General features: G+C 71.3%; 18 protein-coding genes. 5 read left to right on the top strand and 13 right to left on the bottom strand.

What is annotated here, in order from left to right; all coding sequences use genetic code 11:
- From ACWGIF_RS10995 to ACWGIF_RS11045, 11 genes are all read right to left on the bottom strand, one after another.
- On the bottom strand, window positions 1-800 hold an 800-nt coding region (locus ACWGIF_RS10995), incomplete at its 3' end, for an ABC transporter substrate-binding protein (protein ID WP_453494320.1).
- A gap of 218 nt (window positions 801-1,018) precedes the next feature.
- Window positions 1,019-2,368 carry a sulfate adenylyltransferase subunit 1 gene (locus tag ACWGIF_RS11000; RefSeq protein WP_453494323.1) on the bottom strand — a complete coding sequence of 450 codons (1,350 nt, stop codon included), beginning with the start codon at window positions 2,366-2,368 and terminating at the stop codon, window positions 1,019-1,021.
- Between the two features lie 2 nt (window positions 2,369-2,370).
- Window positions 2,371-3,324, bottom strand: coding sequence for a sulfate adenylyltransferase subunit CysD (cysD, locus tag ACWGIF_RS11005; protein ID WP_453494326.1), 954 nt, complete (start codon window positions 3,322-3,324; stop codon window positions 2,371-2,373).
- Window positions 3,321-3,866 carry an adenylyl-sulfate kinase gene (cysC, locus tag ACWGIF_RS11010; protein WP_362857437.1) on the bottom strand — a complete coding sequence of 182 codons (546 nt, stop codon included), beginning with the start codon at window positions 3,864-3,866 and terminating at the stop codon, window positions 3,321-3,323. The genes cysD and cysC overlap by 4 nt, the downstream gene beginning before the upstream one ends.
- A gap of 35 nt (window positions 3,867-3,901) precedes the next feature.
- The gene (locus ACWGIF_RS11015; RefSeq protein ID WP_453494330.1) at window positions 3,902-4,630 is read right to left on the bottom strand and encodes a phosphoadenylyl-sulfate reductase; all 729 of its coding nucleotides are present in this window, start codon (window positions 4,628-4,630) and stop codon (window positions 3,902-3,904) included.
- Complete coding sequence (locus ACWGIF_RS11020; RefSeq protein WP_453494333.1) at window positions 4,627-4,806, bottom strand: hypothetical protein; 180 nt, start codon at window positions 4,804-4,806, stop codon at window positions 4,627-4,629. The genes ACWGIF_RS11015 and ACWGIF_RS11020 overlap by 4 nt, the downstream gene beginning before the upstream one ends.
- Entirely contained in the window at window positions 4,803-6,509 is a 1,707-nt protein-coding gene (locus ACWGIF_RS11025) for a nitrite/sulfite reductase (RefSeq protein WP_453494336.1), read from the bottom strand. Before ACWGIF_RS11025 ends, ACWGIF_RS11020 begins: the two co-directional genes overlap by 4 nt.
- Before the next feature lie 223 nt (window positions 6,510-6,732).
- Window positions 6,733-6,816: a putative leader peptide gene (locus tag ACWGIF_RS11030; RefSeq protein WP_312847410.1), complete on the bottom strand. Its 84-nt coding sequence runs from the start codon at window positions 6,814-6,816 to the stop codon at window positions 6,733-6,735.
- Window positions 6,817-7,150: 334 nt separating this feature from the next.
- Entirely contained in the window at window positions 7,151-7,714 is a 564-nt protein-coding gene (locus ACWGIF_RS11035; protein ID WP_453494339.1) for a GNAT family N-acetyltransferase, read from the bottom strand.
- A 5-nt stretch (window positions 7,715-7,719) separates the two neighbouring features.
- On the bottom strand, window positions 7,720-8,982 hold the full coding sequence (locus ACWGIF_RS11040; protein WP_453494533.1) for a GAF domain-containing protein: 1,263 nt from the start codon (window positions 8,980-8,982) through the stop codon (window positions 7,720-7,722).
- Window positions 8,983-9,339: 357 nt separating this feature from the next.
- Window positions 9,340-10,983, bottom strand: coding sequence for an acyl-CoA dehydrogenase family protein (locus ACWGIF_RS11045; RefSeq protein WP_453494342.1), 1,644 nt, complete (start codon window positions 10,981-10,983; stop codon window positions 9,340-9,342).
- A gap of 17 nt (window positions 10,984-11,000) precedes the next feature.
- On the opposite strand from ACWGIF_RS11045, the gene ACWGIF_RS11050 reads away from it, so the two are divergent.
- Window positions 11,001-12,116, top strand: a complete 1,116-nt coding sequence (locus tag ACWGIF_RS11050) for a YihY/virulence factor BrkB family protein (protein ID WP_453494345.1) — start codon at window positions 11,001-11,003, stop codon at window positions 12,114-12,116.
- A 41-nt stretch (window positions 12,117-12,157) separates the two neighbouring features.
- Here ACWGIF_RS11050 and ACWGIF_RS11055 read toward each other — a convergent pair whose 3' ends face one another.
- Window positions 12,158-13,003: a hypothetical protein gene (locus ACWGIF_RS11055; RefSeq protein WP_453494348.1), complete on the bottom strand. Its 846-nt coding sequence runs from the start codon at window positions 13,001-13,003 to the stop codon at window positions 12,158-12,160.
- 89 nt (window positions 13,004-13,092) lie between these two features.
- On the opposite strand from ACWGIF_RS11055, the gene ACWGIF_RS11060 reads away from it, so the two are divergent.
- Window positions 13,093-13,854, top strand: a complete 762-nt coding sequence (locus ACWGIF_RS11060) for a helix-turn-helix domain-containing protein (protein ID WP_453494351.1) — start codon at window positions 13,093-13,095, stop codon at window positions 13,852-13,854.
- On the opposite strand, the gene ACWGIF_RS11065 is transcribed toward ACWGIF_RS11060, so the two are convergent.
- Complete coding sequence (locus tag ACWGIF_RS11065) at window positions 13,758-14,192, bottom strand: VOC family protein (RefSeq protein ID WP_453494354.1); 435 nt, start codon at window positions 14,190-14,192, stop codon at window positions 13,758-13,760. The genes ACWGIF_RS11060 and ACWGIF_RS11065 overlap by 97 nt on opposite strands.
- Window positions 14,193-14,615: 423 nt before the next feature.
- Between ACWGIF_RS11065 and ACWGIF_RS11070 the strand changes: the two genes are divergently transcribed.
- From ACWGIF_RS11070 to ACWGIF_RS11080, 3 genes are read left to right on the top strand one after another with little or no spacing between them, the layout of a single operon-like run.
- A complete protein-coding gene (locus ACWGIF_RS11070; protein WP_453494357.1) occupies window positions 14,616-16,028 on the top strand; it encodes an esterase/lipase family protein in 1,413 nt (470 codons plus the stop codon).
- Between the two features lie 3 nt (window positions 16,029-16,031).
- On the top strand, window positions 16,032-20,108 hold the full coding sequence (locus ACWGIF_RS11075) for a hypothetical protein (RefSeq protein WP_453494360.1): 4,077 nt from the start codon (window positions 16,032-16,034) through the stop codon (window positions 20,106-20,108).
- Window positions 20,083-23,721, top strand: coding sequence for an AAA domain-containing protein (locus tag ACWGIF_RS11080; RefSeq protein WP_453494363.1), 3,639 nt, complete (start codon window positions 20,083-20,085; stop codon window positions 23,719-23,721). Before ACWGIF_RS11075 ends, ACWGIF_RS11080 begins: the two co-directional genes overlap by 26 nt.
- Window position 23,722 lies beyond the last annotated feature (1 nt).

The following is a 23,722-nucleotide window of genomic DNA, read 5'->3' on the forward strand; positions in this document are numbered from 1 at the left end:
ACGTCCGGGTGCTCCTTGAGGAACTTCTGCGACACGATGACGTTCGTGATCACGAACTTCTTGTCGGGCCACAGGGCGGTCTCGTCGAGGAGGACAAAGCCGCCGTCGGAGACGAGCTTGGAGGCCGTGGGCTCCGGCACCCAGGCGCCGTCGATCGAGCCCTGCTTGAAGGCGTCGGGGGTCACCTTGTTGTCGGTGCGGACGACGGAGACGTCGCCCTTGCCGGACTCCGCATCGACCTTCCAGCCCTTCTCCGAGATCCAGTTGAGGAACGCGACGTCCTGCGTGTTCCCCTTCTGCGGGGTGGCGATCTTCTTGCCCTTGAGGTCGTCCAGGGTCTTGATCTTGTCCGGGTTCACCACGAGCTTGACGCCGCCGGAGGCGGAACCGGAGATGATCCGCAGGTTGGAGCCCTTGGACTTGACGTAGCCGTTGATCGACGGCGAGGGGCCGATGAAACCGATATCGAGAGAACCGCCGTTGAGGGCTTCGATCTCGGACGGGCCGGCGTTGAAGGCCTGCGGCTTGATCTGGGTGCCGCCCAGCTCCTTGGCGATCAGGCCCTCCTGCAGCCCGACCAGCGCGGTGGCGTGCGTCAGGTTCGGGAAATAGCCGATCCGGACCTCGGACGCCGACAACTTCTCACCGTCGACGGCCGCGACGTCGGCTTTCCGGTCACCCTCGTCCGTCTTGGCCTGGGAGCCGTAGCCGCAGGAGGCGAGCGCGCCGATCAACAGCGGCAGGGCGGCTGCGACAACGCCGCGGCGCAGAGTGGTGCGGGCGATACCGGTGGCAGGCACGGGAGGACTTCCTCTCGCGACGCGGTCATCTCATGACGCACGTCTTCGTCTGTGGAGCGGGGGCAGGTGCAGCGGGTGGTGGGGGGTGTGGGCGCGCAGGCGGTGCGCGTACGTCATCACACACATCGCGCCACCCCTCCCTGGCCGCTGCCGAGGGCGCCGCTGCCTACGCGGCCGCCCTCCTTCGCGAAGGTGGAGTAGAGATCGGCAAGCATGATCTAGAAGTCCCACCCTTCTTCGTCCGCCTGGACGGTGGTCTCGGCCTTGGAGGCGAAGGACTCGCCGGCCATGCCCGCCGCCAGGGTCGTGCCGTCGGCCGGGTCGATCAGCAGGAAGGACCCGGTGCGGCGCGAGTCGGCGTACGCGTCGAGCGCGAGCGGCTCGGCGGTACGGACGACGACGCGCCCGATGTCGTTGGCTACCAGCTGCCCGGGGTTCGGGTGCTGCGACAGATCGTCCAGGGTCAGCCGCGAGGGGATCTCCTTGACGATCGCCTTGACCGTACGTGTCGTGTGCTTGAGCAGTACTCGGGCGCCGACGGAGAGGGGCTGGTCGGCCACGTGGCAGACCGTCGCCTCGACGTCCTGCGTGGTGGCCGGGGCGTTCGCGGACGGTGCGATCAGGTCGCCGCGCGAGATGTCGATGTCGTCCCTGAGCCGCACGGTCACGGACTGCGGGGCCCACGCGATGTCGACGCTCTCGCCGAGCGCGTCGATGCCCTCGATGACCGAGGTGCGGCCGGACGGCAGGACGGTCACGGCCTCGCCGACGCGCAGCACGCCGGAGGCGATCTGGCCCGCGTAGCCCCGGTAGTCCGGGTGCTCGGCGGTCTGCGGGCGGATCACGTACTGCACCGGGAAACGCGCCGGGCAGGCGGTGAGGTCGTGGCTGACCGGGACGGTCTCCAGGTGTTCCAGCACCGTCGGGCCGCCGTACCAGTCCATGTTGGCGGACGGCTCCACCACGTTGTCCCCGGCCAGGGCCGAGATCGGGATCGCGGTGATCTCCGGGACACCCAGGTCCGAGGCGTAGGCGGTGAACTCCTCGGCGATGGCGGCGAAGACGGACTCCTGGTAGCCGACGAGGTCCATCTTGTTGACGGCGAGGACGACGTGGGGGACGCGCAGGAGGGCGGCGACGGCGGCGTGGCGGCGGGTCTGTTCGATGACGCCGTTGCGGGCGTCGACGAGGACGACGGCGAGGTCGGCGGTGGAGGCGCCGGTGACCATGTTGCGGGTGTACTGCACGTGGCCGGGGGTGTCGGCGAGGATGAAGCGGCGGCGTGCGGTGGCGAAGTAGCGGTAGGCGACGTCGATGGTGATGCCCTGTTCCCGCTCGGCGCGCAGGCCGTCGGTGAGCAGTGCGAGGTCGGGGGCGTCCTGGCCGCGCTGGGCGGAGACGGCCTCGACGGCTTCCATCTGGTCGGTCAGGACCGACTTGGAGTCGTGCAGCAGGCGGCCCACCAGGGTGGACTTGCCGTCGTCGACGGAGCCGGCGGTCGCGAAGCGCAGCAGGGTGGTCGCTGCGAGGTCGGCCAGATTGGCGACCTGATCGGTGGTGCTGGTCATGGCTAGAAGTACCCTTCGCGCTTGCGGTCTTCCATCGCGGCCTCGGACATCTTGTCGTCGGCGCGGGTGGCGCCCCGCTCGGTGAGGCGGGAGACGGCGATCTCGGCGATCACGGCGTCCAGCGTGGCGGCGTCGGAGTCGACGGCGCCGGTGCAGGACATGTCGCCGACGGTGCGGTAGCGGATCAGACGCGTCTCGGGCGTCTCGCCCTCCTTGGCACCGCCCCACTCGCCGGCCGTCAGCCACATGCCGCCCCGGAGGAAGACCTCGCGCTCGTGGGCGAAGTAGATCTCCGGGAGCTCGATGCCCTCGCGGGCGATGTACTGCCAGACGTCCAGCTCGGTCCAGTTGGAGAGCGGGAAGACGCGCACGTGCTCACCGGGGGCGTGGCGGCCGTTGTAGAGCTGCCACAGCTCGGGACGCTGACGCCGCGGATCCCACTGGGAGAACTCGTCGCGGAGCGAGAAGACGCGCTCCTTGGCGCGGGCCTTCTCCTCGTCGCGGCGCCCGCCGCCGAAGACGGCGTCGAACTTGAGCTGCTGGATCGCCTCGGTCAGCGGGAGGGTCTGCAGCGGGTTGCGGGTGCCGTCCGGGCGCTCGCGCAGCTTGCCCGCGTCGATGTAGTCCTGGACGGACGCCACGTGCAGGCGCAGGCCGTGCTTGGCGACCGTGCGGTCGCGGTACTCCAGCACCTCGGGGAAGTTGTGCCCGGTGTCGACGTGCAGCAGCGTGAAGGGCACCGGCGCCGGCGCGAACGCCTTCAGCGCCAGGTGCAGCATGACGATCGAGTCCTTGCCGCCGGAGAACAGGATCACCGGCCGCTCGAACTCGCCCGCCACCTCGCGGAAGATGTGCACGGCCTCGGACTCGAGGGCGTCCAGGTGCGACAGCGCGTAGGGCGCGGACCCGGAAGAATTGTTCGCAGCGTCGTGGACGTGTGCGACGGTCGTCGTCATGCCAGACCCCTCTCGGTGAGCAGCGCGTGCAGGGCCGAAGCCGACTCCTGCACGGTCTGCGTGTGCGACTCGATACGGAGGTCCGGGGACTCCGGCGCCTCGTACGGGTCGTCGACCCCGGTCAGCCCGGAGATCTCGCCCGCCGCCTGCTTGGCGTACAGGCCCTTCACGTCACGCTCCGAGCAGACCTCGACCGGGGTGGCCACGTGGACCTCCAGGTACGAGGCGCCCTCGGCGGCGTGCCGCTTGCGGACGGCCTCACGGCTGTCCGCGAACGGTGCGATCACCGGCACCAGCGCCTTGACGCCGTTGCTCGCGAGGAGCTCGGCGACGAAGCCGATCCGCTGCACGTTGGTGTGCCGGTCCTCGCGGCTGAAACCGAGGCCGGCGGAGAGGAACTCGCGGATCTCGTCCCCGTCGAGCACCTCCACGCGGTGGCCCTCGGCGCGCAGCCGCTCGGCCAGCGCGTAGGCGATGGTGGTCTTGCCCGCGCTCGGCAGCCCGGTCAGCCACACCGTGGCGCCCTGGTCGCTCACGCTCATCTGCTCTGTCTCCGTAAGTTCTTCGCTGTTCGTCATCAGCCGTGCAGTCCGCACTCGGTCTTGCCCTGCCCGGCCCACCGGCCGGCGCGGGCGTCCTCCCCCTCCGCCACCCGCCTGGTGCACGGAGCACAGCCGACGGAGGTGTAACCGTCCATCAGCAGCGGGTTGGTGAGCACGCCGTGCTCGGCCACGTACGCGTCCACGTCGTCCTGGGTCCAGCGGGCGATCGGGGAGATCTTGACCTTCTGGCGCTTCTCGTCCCAGCCGACCACCGGGGTGTTCGCCCGGGTCGGGGACTCGTCGCGGCGCAGGCCCGTCGCCCACGCGTCGTACGCGGTCAGGCCCTCTTCGAGCGGCTTGACCTTGCGCAGTGCGCAGCACAGGTCGGGGTCGCGGTCGTGCAGCCTGGGGCCGTACTCCGCGTCCTGCTCGGCGACCGTCCGGCGCGGGGTGAGGGTGATGACGTTGACGTCCATCACCGCCTCGACCGCGTCACGCGTGCCGATGGTCTCCTCGAAGTGGTAGCCCGTGTCGAGGAAGACCACGTCCACGCCGGGGCGGACCCGCGAGGCCAGGTGGGCGACGACCGCGTCCTCCATGGAGGAGGTCACGGCGAACTTCTTGCCGAAGGTGTCGGCCGCCCAGCGCAGGATGTCCAGCGCGGAGGCCTCCTCCAGGTCGCGGCCCGCCTGCTCGGCCAGTTCCTTGAGGGTCGCGTTCTTGAGCGTCGCAGTTTTGAGACTGGCGTCCTGAATGGCGGTCATATCCCGTCCCCCTGAGCTGAATCGGACCGAACGCCCCGGGCCAGCAGCCCGAGGTACTTCAGCTGGAAGGCTCGGTTGCAGGCCCTGCATTCCCAGGCGCCGTGACCCGTCTCGTTCGGAAACAGGTCCTCGTCGCCGCAGTACGGGCAGTAGAACGGTGCGGCGCGCTCGCTCACGAGAGGCTCTTCTCGTCCGCGCGGGCGACCCAGGCCGCGAAGCGCTCGCCGTCCTCGCGCTGCTCCTCGTAGCTCTTGACGACCCGCTCGACGTAGTCGGGCAGACCGGCCGAGGTGACCTTGAGGCCGCGGACCTTGCGGCCGAAGCCGGCCTCGAGGCCGAGGGCGCCGCCGAGGTGGACCTGGTAGCCCTCCACCTGGTTGCCGTCGTCGTCCAGGACCAGCTGGCCCTTGAGACCGATGTCCGCCACCTGGATACGGGCGCAGGCGTTCGGGCAGCCGTTGATGTTGATGGTGAGCGGCTCGGCGAAGTCCGGCAGGCGGCGCTCCAGCTCGTCGATCAGCGAGGCGCCGCGCGCCTTGGTCTCGACGATGGCCAGCTTGCAGAACTCGATGCCGGTGCAGGCCATCGTGCCGCGGCGGAACGGGGACGGCTTGACCCGCAGGTCCAGCGACTCCAGCGCCTCGACCACCGAGTCGACGCGGCCGGCGTCGATGTCGAGCACGATCATCTTCTGCTCGGCGGTGGTGCGCAGGCGACCGGAGCCGTGCTGCTCGGCGATGTCCGCGATCTTGGTCAGGGTGGCGCCGTCCACGCGGCCGACGCGGGGCGCGAAGCCGACGTAGAACTTGCCGTCCTGCTGCTGGTGGACGCCCACGTGGTCGCGCCACTGGCCGGTCGGCTGCTCGGGCGCGGGGCCGTCGGTCAGCTTCCGCTTCAGGTACTCGTCCTCCAGGACCTGGCGGAACTTGGCCGGGCCCCAGTCGGCGACGAGGAACTTCAGGCGGGCGCGGGTGCGCAGCCGGCGGTAGCCGTAGTCGCGGAAGATCGAGATGACGCCCTCGTAGACGTCCGGGACCTCGTCGAGCGAGACCCAGGTGCCCAGGCGCACACCGAGCTTGGGGTTGGTGGAGAGACCGCCGCCGACCCAGACGTCGAAGCCCGGACCGTGCTCGGGGTGCTGCACGCCGACGAAGGCGATGTCGTTGATCTCGTGCGCCACGTCGAGCAGCGGCGAGCCGGAGACCGCGGACTTGAACTTGCGGGGCAGGTTGGAGAAGGCCGGGTTGCCCACGATGCGGCGGTGGATCTCCTCGATGGCGGGGGTGCCGTCGATGATCTCGTCCTGGGCGATGCCGGCGACGGGCGAACCGAGGATGACGCGGGGCGTGTCGCCGCAGGCCTCGGTGGTCGAGAGGCCGACGGCCTCCAGCCGGCGCCAGATCTCCGGGACGTCCTCGATCCGGATCCAGTGGTACTGCACGTTCTGGCGGTCGGTGAGGTCGGCGGTGCCGCGCGCGAACTCCTCCGAGATCTCGCCGATGACGCGGAGCTGATCGGTGGTCAGCCGGCCGCCGTCGATGCGGACGCGCAGCATGAAGTACTCGTCGTCCAGCTCCTCCGGCTCCAGGATCGCGGTCTTGCCGCCGTCGATCCCGGGCTTGCGCTGGGTGTACAGGCCCCACCAGCGCATGCGGCCGCGCAGGTCGTTGGGGTCGATCGAGTCGAAGCCCCGCTTGGAGTAGATCGTCTCAATGCGTGTCCGCACGTTGAGACCGTCGTCGTCCTTCTTGAACTGCTCGTTGCCGTTGAGGGGCGTGTGGTGTCCGACGGCCCACTGGCCCTCACCGCGGTGACGGCCGGTCTTGCGGCGCGCGGCGGCTGCGGGTGCGGCTGCAGGCGTTTCGGGGGTGGCGGCCATGGCGGTACGTCCTTCTTCGGCGGCTCAAGGCAAGGGCAGGGGGAGGCGGAGGCTGCGGCATACCCCTGTCAGGTCGGCGACGCTGAGCGGGTGTGGCTGATTCCCGCTCCGTTGCCGGGGTTGCCGGCGGGCAGGGCGGTCCATCGGCCTCAGGGGGCTGGCGGGTGATCGGCGGCGTCCGCGGCGGCGGGGACGGCGACGACGTGCGGCGTGGCTGGTTCCGTCAGCGCGCCGGACAGATGGCGCTGGACATGCGGCCGAGGTCGACGTGCCGCCGACTCACCAAGGCAATTCCAGCTCCATTCATGGCGGAAGCGTGTCATGTGCCTCTTGGAGGAGTCCACTACTGTCCATGATTCGGACGAACTCGTCCCGAATCGTGAGATGGCGTGACGGGGGTCACCCCGTCACCCCGTCACCCCGTTGCAGGACGGTCCGGAACCGGCGGCCTGCCGACCGGGCGGCCGGTGCCTCCGCGTCCGCCTTCTGCGGCGCCGCCGCGGGGGCTGAGGGATCCGGCCTCGCCGGCGTTCGAGGCGTGGGGCGGGGCGGATCCCACGCGTCGGCGTAACCGGGCCCCGGACGGACGCCCGGCGGCTGGGCATCGGGCGTGCCGTGCTCGGCCGGCCTCCCCGGAGGGGTTACGCGCCGGGCCAGGGACCCGGGGTCGCGGTTTCCTCCTTCAGCTCCGTCTCCGTCTTGAAGACCGTGAAGCCGCGCTTCAGGTAGTTGTCCATCGCCGTCGGGCCGTCCTGGCTGCAGGTGTGGACCCACACCCGGCGGGTCGGCTCCCGGTCCGGCCAGCGTGACGCGAGGTCCCAGGCCCGTGCGACGCCCACGGACAGCAGGTGCCCGCCGATGCGGCGGCCCCGGAAGTCCGGCAGGAGACCGAAGTACATGATCTCCACCACACCGTCGGCCTGGGGATCGAGCTCCACGTACCCGGCGGGAGTGCCGCGGTCGTACGCCACCCACGTCTCCACGCCCGGCCGCTCCAGCTGCTCCAACCACTGCGCGCGGGTCAGGGACAGCCGGTCCGTCCAGTGGATGTCACCGCCCACGGACGCGTACAGGAAGCGGCTGAACTCGGGGGAGGGGACCTCCGCCCGCACGATGGTGACCTCCGGTCCCGGCGCAGTCGCCGGGACCAGGTCCGTCGCAGAGCTCATGTCCAGGGACCAGGTGGTGAGTGTGATGGTGCTCATGCACTTCAGGGAACCATGCCGGACCCCTCGCACCCCAGGCGGGCCCGGATCACGGACGGGGCCGTGGAGTGCGGGAGCAGCGCGGCCGGGTCCTGGGGGCGGATCAGCTCCACCTCCACGTCCTCCGCGAACCGGTACGGCCGGTGGGTCAGGACGCCCGCGAGGTGACGGCGTACCCGGGACAGCTCCGCGCGGACCGTCACCGTGCGCGTCGGGTCCCCGAACAGCTCCGCGGACAGCTCCGCCGCCGACCGTCCCCGCGGGCTCTCCGCCAGCAGGAACAGCAGCTCCGCGTGGCGTGGGCTCAGCTCCTGCGACCAGCTCCCGGACGACCCGTACACGGTCGCCGACCACGACCCCGCCCGGCTGAGGTCCAGGACGATGCGGGTGGCCGCCGTGCCCGTACGGTCCTGCGCGACCCGCAGCAGCCAGCCGCCGGGCAGCGGCTCCACCACGCAGTCGCCGACCTGCGGCACCCACACCCGGCCCGGCCCGAAGGTCTTCGGCAGCGGGATCCGCTCCGTGGGGGCCAGGCCCGTCACCGCCGCCGTCCAGCCGTTCGGATCCACGGCCAGCGCCCGCCCCGGCACCCGCGCCAGCAGCGGGGCCGCCACCGCCCGCAGCCGCTCCAGCGACTCCAGGTGCCGGATCCGCAGCTCCTGCTCCGCGAGCCGGGCCACCGAGCTCACCCATGCCAGCGTCGCCGGGTGCATGGTGGCCAGCGGACCGCTGACGTCGACCACGCCCAGCAGCCGCCCGTCCCGCGGGTCCCGTACGGGCGCCCCGGCGCAGGTCCAGTCGTGGTGGCTGGAGACGAAGTGCTCCGCCGAGAACACCTGGACCGGCCGCCGGGCCACGAGGGCGGTGCCCACCCCGTTCGTGCCGACCACGGCCTCGTCCCAGTCGGCCCCCACGCCGAAACCGAGCCGGTCCGCCTTGCGCAGGATGGAGGAGTGGCCCTCCCGCCACAGCAGCCGCCCGTCCGCGTCCGCGACGACCATGATGTGCAGCGCCCCGTCGAGCGCGGGCAGCAGCCCTTCCCGCAGCACTGGCAGAACCTCCCGCAGCGGCGACCCGTGCCGCCGCTCCTCGGTCTCGGCCGCCGACAGCATCCGCGAGCGCGTGTCACGGTCCGGGTGCACCCCGCCGGCCAGCATCCGCCGCCAGGACTCCGCGATCTCCGGTCTCGGCGCGGCAGGCGGCCGGTCTCCGGCCAGCGCCGCCGCCCGCACGCCCTTGAGCAGACGCGCGGCCGCCCGCGCGTCCATGGCCGAGATGCGTGCCACATCGACCGCGCTGCCTGTGGTGTCGGCCACCGGAACCTCCCCGTGCGAACAGGACGTACGTCGCAGGCCGCCCGGCGGTCCGCGGGTACCGCTTCCCCCGGCGCCCCGACGGGCGGCTGCCGACTCAAAGGGTGCAACGGTATGCAACTCTCGCCAAGTCCCGGTCACCCGACCGAAACTGTCCGGACGTCGCCGAGCGGCGTGACAGCTCCTCCTCGGGGCTTCGGACAGGGGTGGTGCCGAGTCGGCGCGGCGCCACCCCTGTACCGGTCGACGGGCCCGGATCCCGGCTCGGAGCGGTTTGGGGACCGCAGGGGAAGCCCGACGGGGGCTGCCTCCCTAGCCCGTGATCCGCGCCCGTTCCACCACCGCACGCAGATTGAGGCTGTGCGGCAGCGTGCCGAAGGCCGCGCCCCGGTCACCCCCCAGCCGCGAGGCGCAGAAGGCGTCCGCGACCTCCGGCGGGGCCCACCGCACGAGCAGCGACCCCTGCAGCACCAGCGCCATGCGCTCCACCACGCGGCGGGCACGCGCCTCGATGCCCTCCAGGTCGGCGAGCTCCGTCAGCAGGTCCTTGATGGCCGAATCCAGCCGGTGGTCGGCGCCCCGGGCCTGGCCGACCTCCTCCAGGAAGGCGCCCAGTGCCTGCGGCTCGCGCTGGAGGGCGCGCAGTGCGTCCAGCGCCTGTACGTTGCCCGAGCCCTCCCAGATGGAGTTCAGCGGGGATTCGCGCAGCAGTCTCGGCAGCCCGGACTCCTCGACGTAGCCGTTGCCCCCCAGACATTCCAGGGCCTCCGCCACCATCGGCGTACAGCGCTTGGTCACCCAGTATTTGGCGGCGGGCACGGCGAGGCGCAGGAAGGCCTTCTCCTGTTCGGTGCCGGCGTCGTACGCGGCCGCCAGGCGCAGGGTCAGGGTGGTGGCGGCCTCCGACTCCAGGGCGAGGTCCGCGAGCACGTTGCGCATCAGCGGCTGGTCGATGAGCGGTGCTCCGAAAGCAGAGCGGTGCTCCGTATGGTGGACGGCCTGCGTCAGCGCCTGCCGCATCAGCGAGGCCGACCCGATCACACAGTCCAGCCGGGTCGCCGCGACCATCTCGATGATGGTCCGCACCCCCCGGCCCTCCTCGCCGACCCGGCGCGCCCAGGTCCCGTCGAACTCCACCTCGCTCGACGCGTTCGACCTGTTGCCCAGCTTGTCCTTCAGCCGCTGGATCGCGAAGACGTTGCGCGTGCCGTCCGGCAGCACCCGCGGCACCAGGAAGCAGGTCAGCCCGCCGGGGGCCTGCGCCAGCACCAGGAAGCCGTCGCACATGGGCGCCGAGCAGAACCACTTGTGCCCGGTCAGCAGGTACTCGCCGGACGCGTCCAGCGGCACCGCGGCCGTCGTGTTCGCCCGTACGTCGCTGCCGCCCTGCTTCTCCGTCATCCCCATGCCGAACAGCACGCCGGCCTTCTGCGCGGCCGGCCGCAGGCCCTGCTCGTACACGTGCGAGGTCAGGCGCGGCTCCCACTCGGCGGCGAGCGAGGGATCGGCCCGCAGCGCCGGCACGGCGGCGTGCGTCATCGAGACGGGGCAGCCGTGCCCCGACTCGGCCTGCGACCACAGGAAGAACCCGGCGGCACGGCGCAGATGCCCGGCCGGCCGGCCCCAGGCGTCGGTGAGCCCGGCGCTCACCGCCTGCCCGAGCAGCCGGTGCCAGGCCGGGTGGAACTCCACCTCGTCGATGCGGTTCCCGTACCGGTCGTGCGTCCGCAGCCTGGGCGGAAACTCGTTCGCCTGTACACCCCACTCCTGGGCCTGTGCGGAACCCGCCGCGCGCCCGAGGTCGGTGAGCTCCCGCCGTACCTCGCCGAGGAGTTCGGGTTCCGCGGCTGCGAGGTGACGCTCGACGCCCTCGGTGAGGGCCCGATCGCCGCCATAGACGTCGTAGCCCACCAGGGGCGGGGCCTGGTTGCTGACTGTGTGGGTGGTGGCTGCCATGCGGATACCGTAAGGACGTGCAGCCAGCAAAAGAAACACCCGAGCGGATCCCAGGACGGCTCCACCGGGCCCGCGCCCTCTACCGCAACGTCTCGAAGCGGAAAATGGGCTGGCTGCTGCTGAAGGACACCGTCAACTCGTGCATCGAGTACCGGATCCTCGGGCTCGCCGCGGAGGCGGCGTTCTTCACCCTGCTCTCGCTGCCCCCGCTCTTCCTCGGCCTCCTCGGCCTCCTCGGCTACGTGGACGGCTGGACCGACACCCGGACGGTCGAGAGCATCGAGGAGAACATCCTGCGCGCGGTCGGCACGGTCCTCTCCGACCGCGGCGTCAACGACATCGCCCGGCCCCTGCTCGACGACGTCACCGGGCGCGGCCGCCCGGACCTGATCTCACTCGGCTTCGCCTTCGCCCTCTGGTCGGGCTCGCGCGCCGTGAACGTCTTCATCGACACCATCACCGTGATGTACGGGCTCGACGGCCACCGCGGCATCGTCAAGACCCGGCTGCTGGCCTTCCTGCTCTACATCATCGCGCTGCTGATCGGCGCGATCGTGCTGCCGCTGATGGTGGTGGGGCCCGACGCCGTCGTACGGCTGGTGCCGTGGGGCACCGAAGTGATCGCGGTCCTGTACTGGCCCACCGTGACCCTGCTGTCCATCGCCTTCCTGACGACGCTCTACCACGTGTCCGTACCGGTGCGCTCGCCGTGGATCGAGGACGTGCCGGGGGCGCTGGTGGCCCTCGCCATGTGGGTGCTGGGCTCTTTCCTGCTGCGCATCTACCTCACCAACACCGTGGAGGGGCCGACGATCTACGGATCGCTGGCCGCGCCGGTGGCCGTCCTGCTGTGGATCGGCATCTCCGCCTTCGCGGTTCTCGTCGGCGCCGCCGTCAACGCCGCCATCGACCGGGTCTGGCCGTCCGTGGCCACGGCCGCGGCCCGCGAGGCGAACGAACGGGCCCGCGAGCTGGAGGCCGCGCAGCTCATCGCGCGGGCCGCCGCCTGGCGGGCGATGGCAGAGGGCGAGTCGGAGGACGACGAGGACGAGGGCATGCCGTCGGAGTTCCCGGAGCGCTGGTCGAAGTTCCTGCCACCGGAGGACTACTCCTCGCGGCTGCGCAAGCACTGAACGCCGGCACTGAACGCCGGCACCGACCGCCGCGCTCGGGCTCAGCCCTTGGACCAGACGACGAGCCTCCCGCTCATCGTGGGGCTGTACTCCTTGCTGACGTCCTCGATGAGGGCCATGGCCACGGCGCCCTGGTCGGTGACGGAGCAGATGGCGGCGCCCTTCACCAGGCCCCGCCCCTCCGCCGCGCCGCCTCCCAGCTGCACGGGCCCGAAGCCGGTGCCCGCGGCGGCCCGGCAGTTCTCGAAGGTCTGGGGCTGCCCCGCGCGCAGCACTCCCACCTGTCGGCCGGTGGTGGACAGCAGCTTCACGTACGTCGGTGCCTCGCCCGAGCCGTGGCACCCGAAGGACTCCGGCCGGTACTCCAGCTCGGTGGGAGCGCTTTGCTCCGCCGTCGCTCCCTCCCCGGTGGACCGCACCTTGACGGACGTGGACACGCCGGCGTCGAGGTCGACCAGCAGCGTCTCGCCGCAGGGTGGGGGCGCGATGCCCCACCTGCCCTGGTGGGGCTGGTACCCGGCGGGGGCCGACAGGTCCGAAGCGGCCGACGGCGTCGGCGAGGGGGAGGCCGTGCCGGGCCTGGTGACCAGCGGGGCGACGGAGGGCGTAGCCGATTTCGACGGGGAAGATGCGACCACCGGGTTCGACGCCGTGACGGCCGACGCCGTCCCGCCCGCCGAGGGCGGCTGTGCGTCGTTCCTCCCCGAGGTGGCGAACACGGTGGCCACGGTCCCCACGACCGGAACCACGATGCCGATCACCCACCAGGCCCAGCGCGGCGGATGGCCGCCGGACGGTGCGGGCTGTGGCACGTGGCCCGGCTGCGGCGGCTGGGCCGGCATCGGCGGGATCCTCCCCGGATCCTGCTGCCCGACTCTCTCGGTCACGTCTCAACTCCCCCTGGTGACAACGGATGCGGTGACTTTACCGGCGTCACGGCGGGGGAGGCCATCGATCTTCGTCCTACTCTGGAGGGGTGTACGAGGAAGGGCCGTCGGCGACCGTTCCCGGGGCCGTGCTGTGGCGGGCCGAGGGCGGCGGCGGGGTCGTGCTGCCCGACGGCTGCATGGATCTGCTGTGGGTCGACGGGCGGCTGCTGGTGGCCGGCCCCGACACCGGTGCGCATCCCGCCGGTGAGGTCCGGGGCGGCGCCTTCGCCGGGATCCGGCTGGCGCCCGGCATCGCGCCCGCGCTGCTCGGCGTACCGGCGCACGTGCTGCGGGACCGGCGGGTCGACCTGGCCGAGCTGTGGCCGGCCCGGGAGGTACGCCGCCTCACCGGGCGGGTGGCGGCGTACGGGGACCCGCGCGCGGGGCTCGAAGCGCTGGCCCGGGCCCGCGCGGCCGAGGCCGGGCCGCCGGACCCGCTGGCCGCCGAGGTGGCGGCCCGGCTCCGGGCCGGGCAGACGGTGGCCGGGATCGCGGCGGCGGTCGGCCTCGGGGAGCGGCAGCTGCACCGGCGCTCGCTCGACGCCTTCGGGTACGGCCCGCGGACCCTCGGCCGCATCCTGCGGATGCGCCGCGCGCTCGCCCTGGCCCGCTCGGGGCTGCCGTACGCCGAGGTCGCGTGCACGGCCGGGTACGCGGACCAGGCGCATCTGGCCCGCGAGGTGCGCACGCTGGCCGGTACGACGCTGAGTGCCTACACCGCGGGCTCGGCGGGCTCGGTGGGCTCAGCGGGCTCCACCGGGGCGAAGAGGGAGACCCCGCAGCCGTCCGGGTCGAGGACGACGGCGTAGCGCTGGCCCCAGAAGGCGTCCCAGGGCTTCAGATGGCCGAGGTGGCCGGCGCCGGTCAACTCGGCGTACAGCGCGTCCACCTCGGCGGGGGAGTCGCACAGGAAGGCAAGCCCGATCCGTTCTCCGCCCCCGTCGGCGGGCCGGGTCCAGGCGGGGTCGAAGGACCGGATGGTCTCCTCCGTGTCCCACCCGATCCGCATCCCCCCGGGCAGCACGGTCTCCACGTGCGGCAGGCCGTCGGCGTCGGCCGGGACGTCCAGCCCGAGGCGGCGGTAGAAGGCGAGCGAGGCGGCCATGTCGGAGACGACCAGGCCGATCATGTCGAGTCGAGGAGTCATGTCGGCAGCCTAGGCAGGCCCCGGTCGCCCGTCTTGAACGAAACGGACACCGGCCGCCGGACGCCGACCGCCCCAGCCGCCCGGTCCGCGGCCACCTGGTCGGCGGGTCTGCCGGTCGGCGGTCAGCCAGCCCAGGGGTCTGCCGGTGCCCGGCTCTGACGCGATGGCGCGGACGGTGGTCTTCTCCGGCAGCCGGTCGGCGAGGCGGATGCGGTCCGCCTCGCCAAGGTGGCGCGAGGGCACGGGAGCCGTGCTCTCAACAGGCGAAGGCAGCACCGTGGAAGACGTATCGTCAGAACGGCTTACACATTTAAGAGACACGCCACGAGACAGACAGGTCTCACCGTAGGCTTGCGGCTCATGGAGCGCTTGGATCCCATCCACCCACCCGCTGTCGGAAATGCCGTTACGCATGACGCCGTAGTGATCATCCCCGGGATCATGGGCAGCGAGCTGATCGACACGGAATCCGGCCGTGTTCTGTGGGGCATGCGGACAGCGCTTGCGTACTCCGCCCGCTGGCACCACAAGAGCGGGATGGCGGCGCTCGCCGTCACCGAGGACGAGCGGGCCGGGCGAACGGGTCGGATCACCGCCCGGCGGCTCCTGAAGTTTGCCTCCTGGTCGCCCCTCCTCGGGGGCGTCGAGCCGTACACCAACCTCGTGCGGGGGATCACGCCCGCTGTTGCCGACCCGGCGGCGATCTGCGAGTTCGCGTACGACTGGCGGCTCCCGGTCGCCTACAACGCCCGTCTGCTGGCCGACGCGATCGATCAGCATCTGCAGGCCTGGACCGCGCATCCCGCGTACGCGGCGGCCCGCTGCCACGCCCCGGACGGGCGGCCGGCGGAGGTGGTGCTCGTCGCGCACTCCATGGGTGGCCTGCTGGTCCGGGAGCTCACCCAAATACCCGGAGCGACGGACCGGGTACGGGCCACGCTCACTCTCGGAACACCGTTCCATGGGGCGGTGAAGGCGGCGGCGATCCTCAACTCCGGGCGCGGCGCGCCCGTACCGATGCCGCACCGGCAGTTGCGGGACCTGGCCCGCACCCTTCCCGGGCTGCACGATCTGCTGCCCGCCTACCGCTGTGTCGAGACCGCCGACGATATGGTCGCGCCGACCCCCGCGGACATCGGCGCCCTCGGCGGCGACCGTGAACTGGCCCAGGCGTCACTCGACCGTTCGGCGGCGCTGTGCGCCGTACGCATCCCGGACCATGTGATGGCCGTCGGCATCGCCCAGCACACCATGCAGAGCATGCGGCTGAAGGACGGGGTCGTCACACCTCAGCCGTACGTCTTCAAGCGGCACCCGGACGACGAGGTGCGGAGGGACGGGATCGGGCGGCCACTCCAGGACGACTGCGGCGGCGACGGCACCGTCTACCGCTATGCGGGACACGTCGACGGAACCGAGGAGGGTGGCACCTACGCCCAGCAGCACGGCGCGCTGGCCACCTGCGGCAGTGCGATCGACCGGGCACGCGGACTGCTGACCGGCCTACGCCGCCTCGAAGATCTGGGACAACGCCTCGGGCACGGCGAGACCGGGCTCGAGGTACCCGATCTCGTGGGAGTGCAGGAGGAGTTCGAGATCACGGTGACCGGCGAGCACGACCCCCGCCGGATGACCTGCCGGATCCAGGACACCGGCGACACCGACCGCGTCGTCGACACACCGCGACTTCCGCCGCGCTTTGACGCTTCCGGCGCGCTGCGCGTCCGGTGCCGGCTGCGGGAACCCGGCCTGTACCGGATCAAGGTGTCCGGTGGCAGCGAACCGGTCACCCGGCTGGTACTGGCCAGCACCGAGGACCCGGACGTCGGCGGCTGACCTGTGCAGGGGGACACAAATCCGGAGGCGGAGCCGGACGGGGACGGCTTCGACGTGTATTCCGTGGCGCTCGGCGACTACGTGCAGCAGGAGAACTTCGACGCCGACGAGGAGGCCCGGGCGATCGGTGATCTGCTCGGCCAGTTCGGCGGCACCCTCGTTCCCTGGGAGGTGAAGCCCACGGAACGGGACCTGAGCCAGGTCGACCAGCGACTGAGTGCATGGGCCGACCCGCAGGATGTCCGCAGCAGCGTTCTGCTGTGGATCGGACACGGCACCTCGAACGGCCAGGAGTCCGCCCTGTACGTGCGGGGGAATCCCACAGCGGCGGACGACACCCGAATCCGCCCGGCCTACCTCGCCCAACGCGTGGTCGAGGCACGTCGGTTGCGGTCCCACTATGGCATGTGGGACATCATCGTCGTCGAGGCTTGTGGCGCCGAGGGGTTCGTGAGTGAGGCACTTACCACGATCAGTGCAGCGAGGAGCGCCAACGGTCTGCTGCTCGTCGGCTCGGGACGGGACGAGGGCGTCGGGCACCTCGGCACGTTCCGTCGCGTCCTCGAACGGATCCTCACCCACCGCTACTCCGACCACGACACCGAGATCCCTGTTAGCGGACTCGCCCAGGACCTCGACGAAGCCCAGACGTTCTCCATCTGCGCGCTCAACCTGGGCGGCCTTCCGCCGCTGCGCCGCCGTACCGCCTTCCCGGTCACCGCCTCGGTGGAGAACCACGCACGGCTGCGCGAGGCGATGGACGCACTGCCGGAGGCGGAGCGCGCGCACTTCGCCCGCAAGGGGCTGGGCTCGGAGTTCGGGGAGTTGTCCTGGTGTTTCGCCGGACGCGGGGACGACCGCGCCGCCATTGCCCGGTGGCTCGCGGAACACCGCTCGGGCCTGTTGGTCGTCACCGGCCGGGCCGGGTGCGGCAAGTCCGCCCTGCTCGGCAACGTCCTGCTGCACGCCAACGCCCGCCTCAGTGAGCTGCTGCCGTTCCTGACGAGGGCCGGCTTCGCCGGCCGCGACCACGAAGTCGCCCTCGAGGTGGCGAACTTCGACGTCACGCTCCATCTGACCGGGGCGACCACGCACGATGTCACCACCCGAATCGCCCAAGCCCTGGACGTGGAGGTGCGGCCGGACGTCCTGTATCCCGTCGAACGCTCCAATGCCCTGGTCCAGGCCCTGCGCTCGGCGGCGCACCCCGACCGTACCTACACGCTTCTCGTGGACGCCTTAGACGAGGCGCACGAGCCGTCACCCATCGCCGACCTGCTGCGCGAACTCGGCACGCTGCCGGGCCTACGGATCGTCGTCGGATCCCGCCCTTCTTCCTACGAGGCGCCCGACCGCCCGCCCAGCGCCGACCGAGACCTTCTCGACGCTCTCGGCGAGGGCGAGGAGCATGTCCACGTGCAGTGGTTACACCGCGACGCGCAGGCTCTGTCCGAGTTCGTCACACAGAACCTGGAGCAGGCACGGGCTGCCTTCCCCGGCGGGCCGGACACCTTCCAGGACGCCGTCCGACGCGCCGTCGTGCTGATCATCGGCGACGAAGCCGCGGACCGGGACTTCCTGTACGCCAGCCTCGCCGTCCACGAAATCCTCGCCGACCCCGGCCTGCTGACCGCCGACCGCGTGGGTGAACTCGCCGGGCTGCTGCGGGGTGACCACCGCAGCCTCTTCGCGGCCGCGCTCCGGCGGCTCGGCACCTGTCACCCCCGCGCCCGACGGCTGATCGAGGCCCTCGCCCACGCACAGGGCAGAGGGCTGCCCCGGGCGGACCGGATCTGGGCCACTGCCGCCTCGGCGCTCGGCGATCGGCCCGCCGACCATGTCGGTCCCGACGACATCGACGACATCCTCGAGGCCGCCGCACCCTACATCATGCTGGACGGTGAGGACGGGCAGAGCGTCCACCGCCTGGCGCACCGGACCTTCGCCGAGCACTTCACCGGGGCCGGCTCCCAGGACGTCCGTGGGCGCGCCCTGCGGATCACGGACGCGCTCATGCGTCTCGCGGACGAGTACCCCGGACGACCGCTCAACTCGTATCTGGAGCGGCACCTCTCAGGGCACGCGGCAGCGGCCGGCATTCGGGGATGGGCCACGCTCGCAGAGCGGTCGGCCGTGCTCGACCGGCTGTCTGTCGAGGCCGTCGCCAGCGACGTCCTGCGCGCGGTGGGCGAGTCGGGTGACCTGCCCCCAGCCGTCCTGGGCGTCATGGACACCGCCCACCTCCTGCGGTGTTGCGGACCGGCCGACCGGGTGGGCCTGCGTCAGCTCGGGACGGCCCGCGCGACCGGGATCGCCCCCGCACGGGAAGAGCCGCACGAGGGCACGCCACGCGCGGGCTGGCAGATGTGCTGGTCCCGGTTGCGGCCCCGTCCGCCCCGGCTGACCCTTGCCTGCCGCGGCGTACCGGCCCGCTCGCTGACGCCCGTCACCGGCCCCGGCGGGACCACACTGCTGGCCGGTGTCGACGACGGCGGCGGCCTCCACGTCTGGGACCCGGCCCGCGGCTACGCCGCCACGACCGCCGCGGCGTTCTCCACCGGGCCGGTGACCTCGGTGACCGCCCTGCCCGGCACCACGCTGCTGGCGACCTCGGGCCACGACAAGTGCGTCCGGATCTGGGACCTGTCCGCGCACCGGCCCCGCCTCGTCAACTCCATCGACAACGGCATGTGGCCGCACTCCCTGCACGGCTTTTCGGGACCCGGGGGAGCCGGAGAGGGCTCGGCCGAGGTGCCCCTGCTGGCGGTGGGGGAGTTCGGTGGGGGGATCCGCCTCGTCGAGCCGCTGACCGAGGGGCGGAGCCGCAGGTTCCGGAGCCACGACAGCGGACCGGTCTGGGCTCTCACGGCCTTCCGTGACGCCGGGGGCGCCACGCTCCTTGCCAGCGCGGCGGGTGACGGGATCCGGGTCTGGGGCGCCGAAGACCTCCGCCGCAGGGGCGAGCCTGTATGCCGTGCCGGTGCGACGGCGCGAACCGTGGTCGCTTTCGAACGGCCGGACGATCAGGGCGCGCTACTGGCCGGCGGGTGGGACGACGGCGGGGTGCGGGTGTGGGACCCCTCCACGGGCGAGCCGGTCGTCGAGTTCGACTCCGACAGCCCTGTGCACGGCCTGACCATCCTCACCGCCGCCGACGGCCACCGCCCGCTGCTCGCCGCCGTCGCCCGGGACGGAGCGGTCCGCGTCTGGGACGCCATGACCGGCGTCACGGAAGGAGTGACGGAGGCACCGGCGAAGGGCGCGGCCGGCGCACCGGCCGAGGACCGTCCGAATGACCCCGGTTCCCGGAGCCGGTCCGCCGAGGGCCTGGCCATCACCGCCTTCCCCGGGCCGGGCGGCGACACGCTGCTCGCCACCGCCGCCCACAGCGGCGTGGTCAGTGTGTGGCACCCGCACCCCGGACCGCGCACGGCCGTCGTGGGTTCACACGCCGCCACCGATCCGCACATGGGCAGGATCGTGCGGCTCACCACCACCAAGGGCCCCGACGGCCGCACCGTGCTGATCGCCGAGCACCGCGATGGCGCCCTCCAGGCCTTTGACGCCCTCACCGGGCAACCCGCCCAGGTGCCGCCCGGCCACCACCCCACGGGGCCGCTTCTCGGCACGAAGCTCGTGCGCGGGCCGGACGGAGCGGTGCTGCGCGCAACGTACGGCAGGAGCGAGCAGATAGAGCTCACCGTGGCTGCGACGGGCCGCCGGTACGGAACACCGCTGAAGGCCCACGAGGACTGGGTGACTGACGTCATCGACTACACCGCGAGCGACGGCCGGTACCTCATCGCCTCGTGCGCCGACGGCAACGACTGCACGGTCCGGTTCTGGGACCCCGCGGACCCGACCGGCCCCGCGACGCCCGCCGGCCGTCCGGAGCCCGTTGACCGGACGCCACTGCACACACTCACGCTCGACACAAAATGCTTCAGCCTCGCCGACCTCGGTGACGGCCGGATCGCGATCGGAAACGACGAGGGACTCCTCGTCGTACGCATGGAGTCCTGGCTGCTGGCAGGACGAACGGAAGGGGGCCCGGATGTCCGGACCGGGCAAGGACACTGACTGGTACGCCGACCTGGTGGACCGGCTCTTCTGCCGCCCCGGCGCCTCGTACGGCCCTTACGAAAGGATCAAAGAGCCAGTCGTCGTGCTCGAGAACAGGCTGGTCCGCGTCCGGATGCAGACCCCGGGCGATGAGTACGAGACCTTCGAGATGTCGCTCTTCGACGGCATCCATGAGTTCGCGGGCGAGCTCTGGGAGCACGAGGTGCGCAGTCTCCTGCGGCTCCAGGCACTCAACCACCCCGCCCTCCCGCAGATCAGCGACGGCAGTTTCGACGCGACGGAGGCCATCGCCTTCACCATGACCCAGGAGAATGGCAGACCGCTGAACATCGACCGGGCCGTCGCCTGGGCACAGGAACACCGCATCGCCGCCTTCGAACAGTTCAGCGTGCTCGTCGACGCGCTCAGCCAGCTGCACGGCTCCGGCATCCTGCACCGCAACCTCACCCTCGGCGCCCTCCGGGTCAGGACGGGCCACGATGAGGCCTCCGAGCACATGACCCTGGGGCTGGAACGCTTCGAGATGAGCACGCTGATCGGCAACCTGCTGCGTTCCATGGGCAGTCAGTCCCAGGGGGACAAAGCCCAGCAGAGCATCCGGCAGCTCTATCTGACGCCTCCGGAACACGTCGAACTGGCCCGGCATCTCTCCTACCTGGCCCCCGAGACTCATCCCTCGCTCTTCGACGCGGTACCGGCGTCGCGCCGGGACTGGGACACCTCCGACGTGTTCGGGCTCGGCGTCCTCGGCTTCGAGCTGTTCTGCGGTCCGATCAGCTCCTGCGTACCGGTCGACTACGCGGGCGTCGTGGAGGCCGACGAATCCGGGCTACGCCAGGCCTTGAGCAAGCTGCACCGGGCGATGCGGACGCATCTGTCCAACCGGAGCGAAATACCTGCCGCACTGACCCGGCTGCTCAGGACCATGCTGGAACGGCGCCCAGAGGCGCGCATCACGTCGTACGAAGCGGCCCGTCGGATTGAGCGGGACTGGGAGGCGGTCTGCGGCGTCTGGGAGGACAAGGACGAGAGCCAGCTTCCTCACCTCGTCGCTTTCATGCCCGACGAGTCCGTCGAGACGATCTACAAGCAGCGCAAGTGGGTCTCACGCAGCCCTGACGACGCGGCCGGCCGCGAGGAGCTGAAGGCGTTCTTCGAGAAGGAGCTGCGCCAGGCCGAGCTGGTCAGATCACCCAACGGAGCCTTCGGATACGCCACGGGCCGTGAGGAGAAGCTGCGCGAGGCGGAGTGGGTCCTGATCGGCGAGAGCGCGGTGTGGTTCTGCGCCTACCTCTACGACGGCTCGGCCCCCAAGGACGACCAGCGCAGCTACGACGACACGCTGGTCATCAAGTACCTCCGCGATCGCGACTACGCCCAGGAACTCGTCAACGCCCATCCCCGGCGCCGGCTGTCCCGCATCGACCTGGTCGCGTACAAGGCGGGCCAGGACATCTCCCACCACCGGACCGGCCGCCCGTCGTGGACCGGGCTCACCGAGTCGGTGTCGGTGGGCGCACGGAGCAAGGACCACCAGGACGAGGCCTTCCTCACCGCCCTGGACTTCCTGATCGACTATCAGACGGTGGAGCTCAACGCCCGCAAGTACCCGTTCACCCGCGTCGACAAGGCGACGGGCACGGCGACGGCCGAAGCGGCCGCGAACACCGCCGTCCTGGCATACGCCCAACGCCGCGACGACGAAAGGCTGCACCGCAACGCGCTGCTCACCGCCTACGCCACGGAGCCGCGCCGCCGCCCTCTCTTCGGCGACTTCATAGCCGACCTCGGCTCCGACGAGGAGGACTTCGTCAGGCTCGATTACGCGGAACGGCCGTTCTTCGGACGCAATCCGATCCAGCTGAAATTCCTCCAGCGCCTCGACGCCCACTCGATCCGGGTACGCAGAATCGGCGGAGGACCGATCCCTCAAACCGGCTGGCTGCGCCCCTCGGCAGACGCCGGATCCGACATCCAGCTCGGCCGGCAGGCACGGGCCCGGCACGCCCTGGGGAACCTGCCCGGACTCATCCGAGCTCTGAGGGAACCTCTCTCCATCGACCTCGGGCGTGGCCGCTACAACGACGCCGACGACGGAAGCCTGCAGGGCAATGCTCCCAGTGTGATTCGGGACATGCTCTCCATGCACCCCTTCTATGCCCTCCAGGGTCCACCAGGAACGGGCAAGACCACCGTGGCCACCCACGCCGTCAGCCGCTACCTGACGATGGACAAGGGAGCACGTGTCCTGGTCAGCGCCCAGTCGAACTTCGCCCTGGACAACCTCGGCATCCGGCTGGCGGAAGGACTTGCCGAGGGCATCGGCAAGGGGCAGATCCTGATGTTGCGCGAGATGTCCGAAGCACGAGGCATCGACAAGGTCGACGCGCGACTGCACAAGCACACCCTGCCCGAGCTGACCCGTGCGGTCGTGCGCGACATCACACAGAAGCTGGGCCGACAGCCGGGCACGCCGGGCCGGGCCGCCGTGGCGCCGAGCGAGGCCGCTCTCGCACAGCAGTGGCTCGAGCAGGTCGAGGCGAACCAGGTGGAAATCTCCGACCGGATCAAGGCTGGCGCCAACATCGTCCTCGCCACTTGCTCCATGGCCGCTACCGTCACCGACACGGTGCGCGACCCCTCGGACCTGTTCGACTGGGTCCTCCTGGAGGAGGCGGCCAAGGCATGGCCGACGGAAGTCGTCACGCCGCTGGTGCTCGGTGTGCGCTGGACGCTCATCGGCGACCACCGGCAGCTCGGCCCGCACCGGGAGAGCGACCTGCGGTCGTTCCTGTCGAGCCTCGCCGGGCATGGTGACCCCGACGTGAAGCGACACTACGACGCCCGCCACAGCTATCTGAAGGCGCTCGGCCTCTTCGGCGAGCTCTTCCGCACACAGCGGGAACGGCCCGCGCAGAGCAGGCAGGTCCCGCCCCTCGGCAGCCTGGAGAAGCAGTTCCGTATGCACCATCTCATCGCCGAACCCGCGAGCCGCGCCTTCTACCCCAAGGAGCCCGCGGAGCAGGACCACGAGCTGGGGCTGCCGGTGAGCTTCCTCACCACTCACGACACCGCCAACGAGCCGCACGGCGTGCGCAGTCCCGCGTTCCTGCAGGACTCCCCTCTGGTCTGGATGGACACCACCGGGCTGCCTGGCTGCGCCGACGAGGGGTACTGGGTCAACACCGGCGAGGTCGACCTGATCGACAGGCTCATCACCGATATGAAACCGGAACCGGCGGACCCCACCGAGCCGGACGCCGCCGGCAGTCTCGCGATCCTCACGCCGTACGCCGCCCAGGTCGCCCTGCTCAAACAGCGCGGATCGCTGCGCGGCCGGGTGCACACGGTGCACTCCTTCCAGGGCCGGGAGGCACACCGCGTCGTCGTCTCACTCGTTCGGTCCACTGTGCGGGGCAACACGCTGCAGAGCGTCGGACACGTCGGTCAGGCCGAAATGATCAACGTTCTGATGTCCCGGGCCCGCCAGCTCCTCGTTATGGTCGGCAGCCTGAGCCACTTCGCCGAACACGGCGGCTCCGACTGGCGTCTGGTGACGGACACCGTGAAGCGGTTCGGCCACGTCGTCCGCGCCGACGAGTGGGTGTGAG

This window comes from Streptomyces sp. NPDC054849 (genome assembly GCF_053610945.1).

Excerpts from the sequence above, each read along its gene's own strand:
- ACWGIF_RS11080 (WP_453494363.1), top strand. The coding sequence starts at position 20,083 with ATGTCCGGACCGGGCAAGGACACTGACTGGTACGCCGACCTGGTGGAC.
- ACWGIF_RS11025 (WP_453494336.1), bottom strand. The coding sequence starts at position 6,509 with ATGGCCGCCACCCCCGAAACGCCTGCAGCCGCACCCGCAGCCGCCGCG.
- ACWGIF_RS11000 (WP_453494323.1), bottom strand. The coding sequence starts at position 2,368 with ATGACCAGCACCACCGATCAGGTCGCCAATCTGGCCGACCTCGCAGCG.
- ACWGIF_RS11015 (WP_453494330.1), bottom strand. The coding sequence starts at position 4,630 with ATGACCGCCATTCAGGACGCCAGTCTCAAAACTGCGACGCTCAAGAAC.
- ACWGIF_RS11045 (WP_453494342.1), bottom strand. The coding sequence starts at position 10,983 with ATGGCAGCCACCACCCACACAGTCAGCAACCAGGCCCCGCCCCTGGTG.
- cysC (WP_362857437.1), bottom strand. The coding sequence starts at position 3,866 with ATGAGCGTGAGCGACCAGGGCGCCACGGTGTGGCTGACCGGGCTGCCG.
- ACWGIF_RS11040 (WP_453494533.1), bottom strand. The coding sequence starts at position 8,982 with ATGGACGCGCGGGCGGCCGCGCGTCTGCTCAAGGGCGTGCGGGCGGCG.
- ACWGIF_RS11065 (WP_453494354.1), bottom strand. The coding sequence starts at position 14,192 with ATGACTCCTCGACTCGACATGATCGGCCTGGTCGTCTCCGACATGGCC.
- cysD (WP_453494326.1), bottom strand. The coding sequence starts at position 3,324 with ATGACGACGACCGTCGCACACGTCCACGACGCTGCGAACAATTCTTCC.
- ACWGIF_RS11035 (WP_453494339.1), bottom strand. The coding sequence starts at position 7,714 with ATGAGCACCATCACACTCACCACCTGGTCCCTGGACATGAGCTCTGCG.
- ACWGIF_RS11030 (WP_312847410.1), bottom strand. The coding sequence starts at position 6,816 with ATGAATGGAGCTGGAATTGCCTTGGTGAGTCGGCGGCACGTCGACCTC.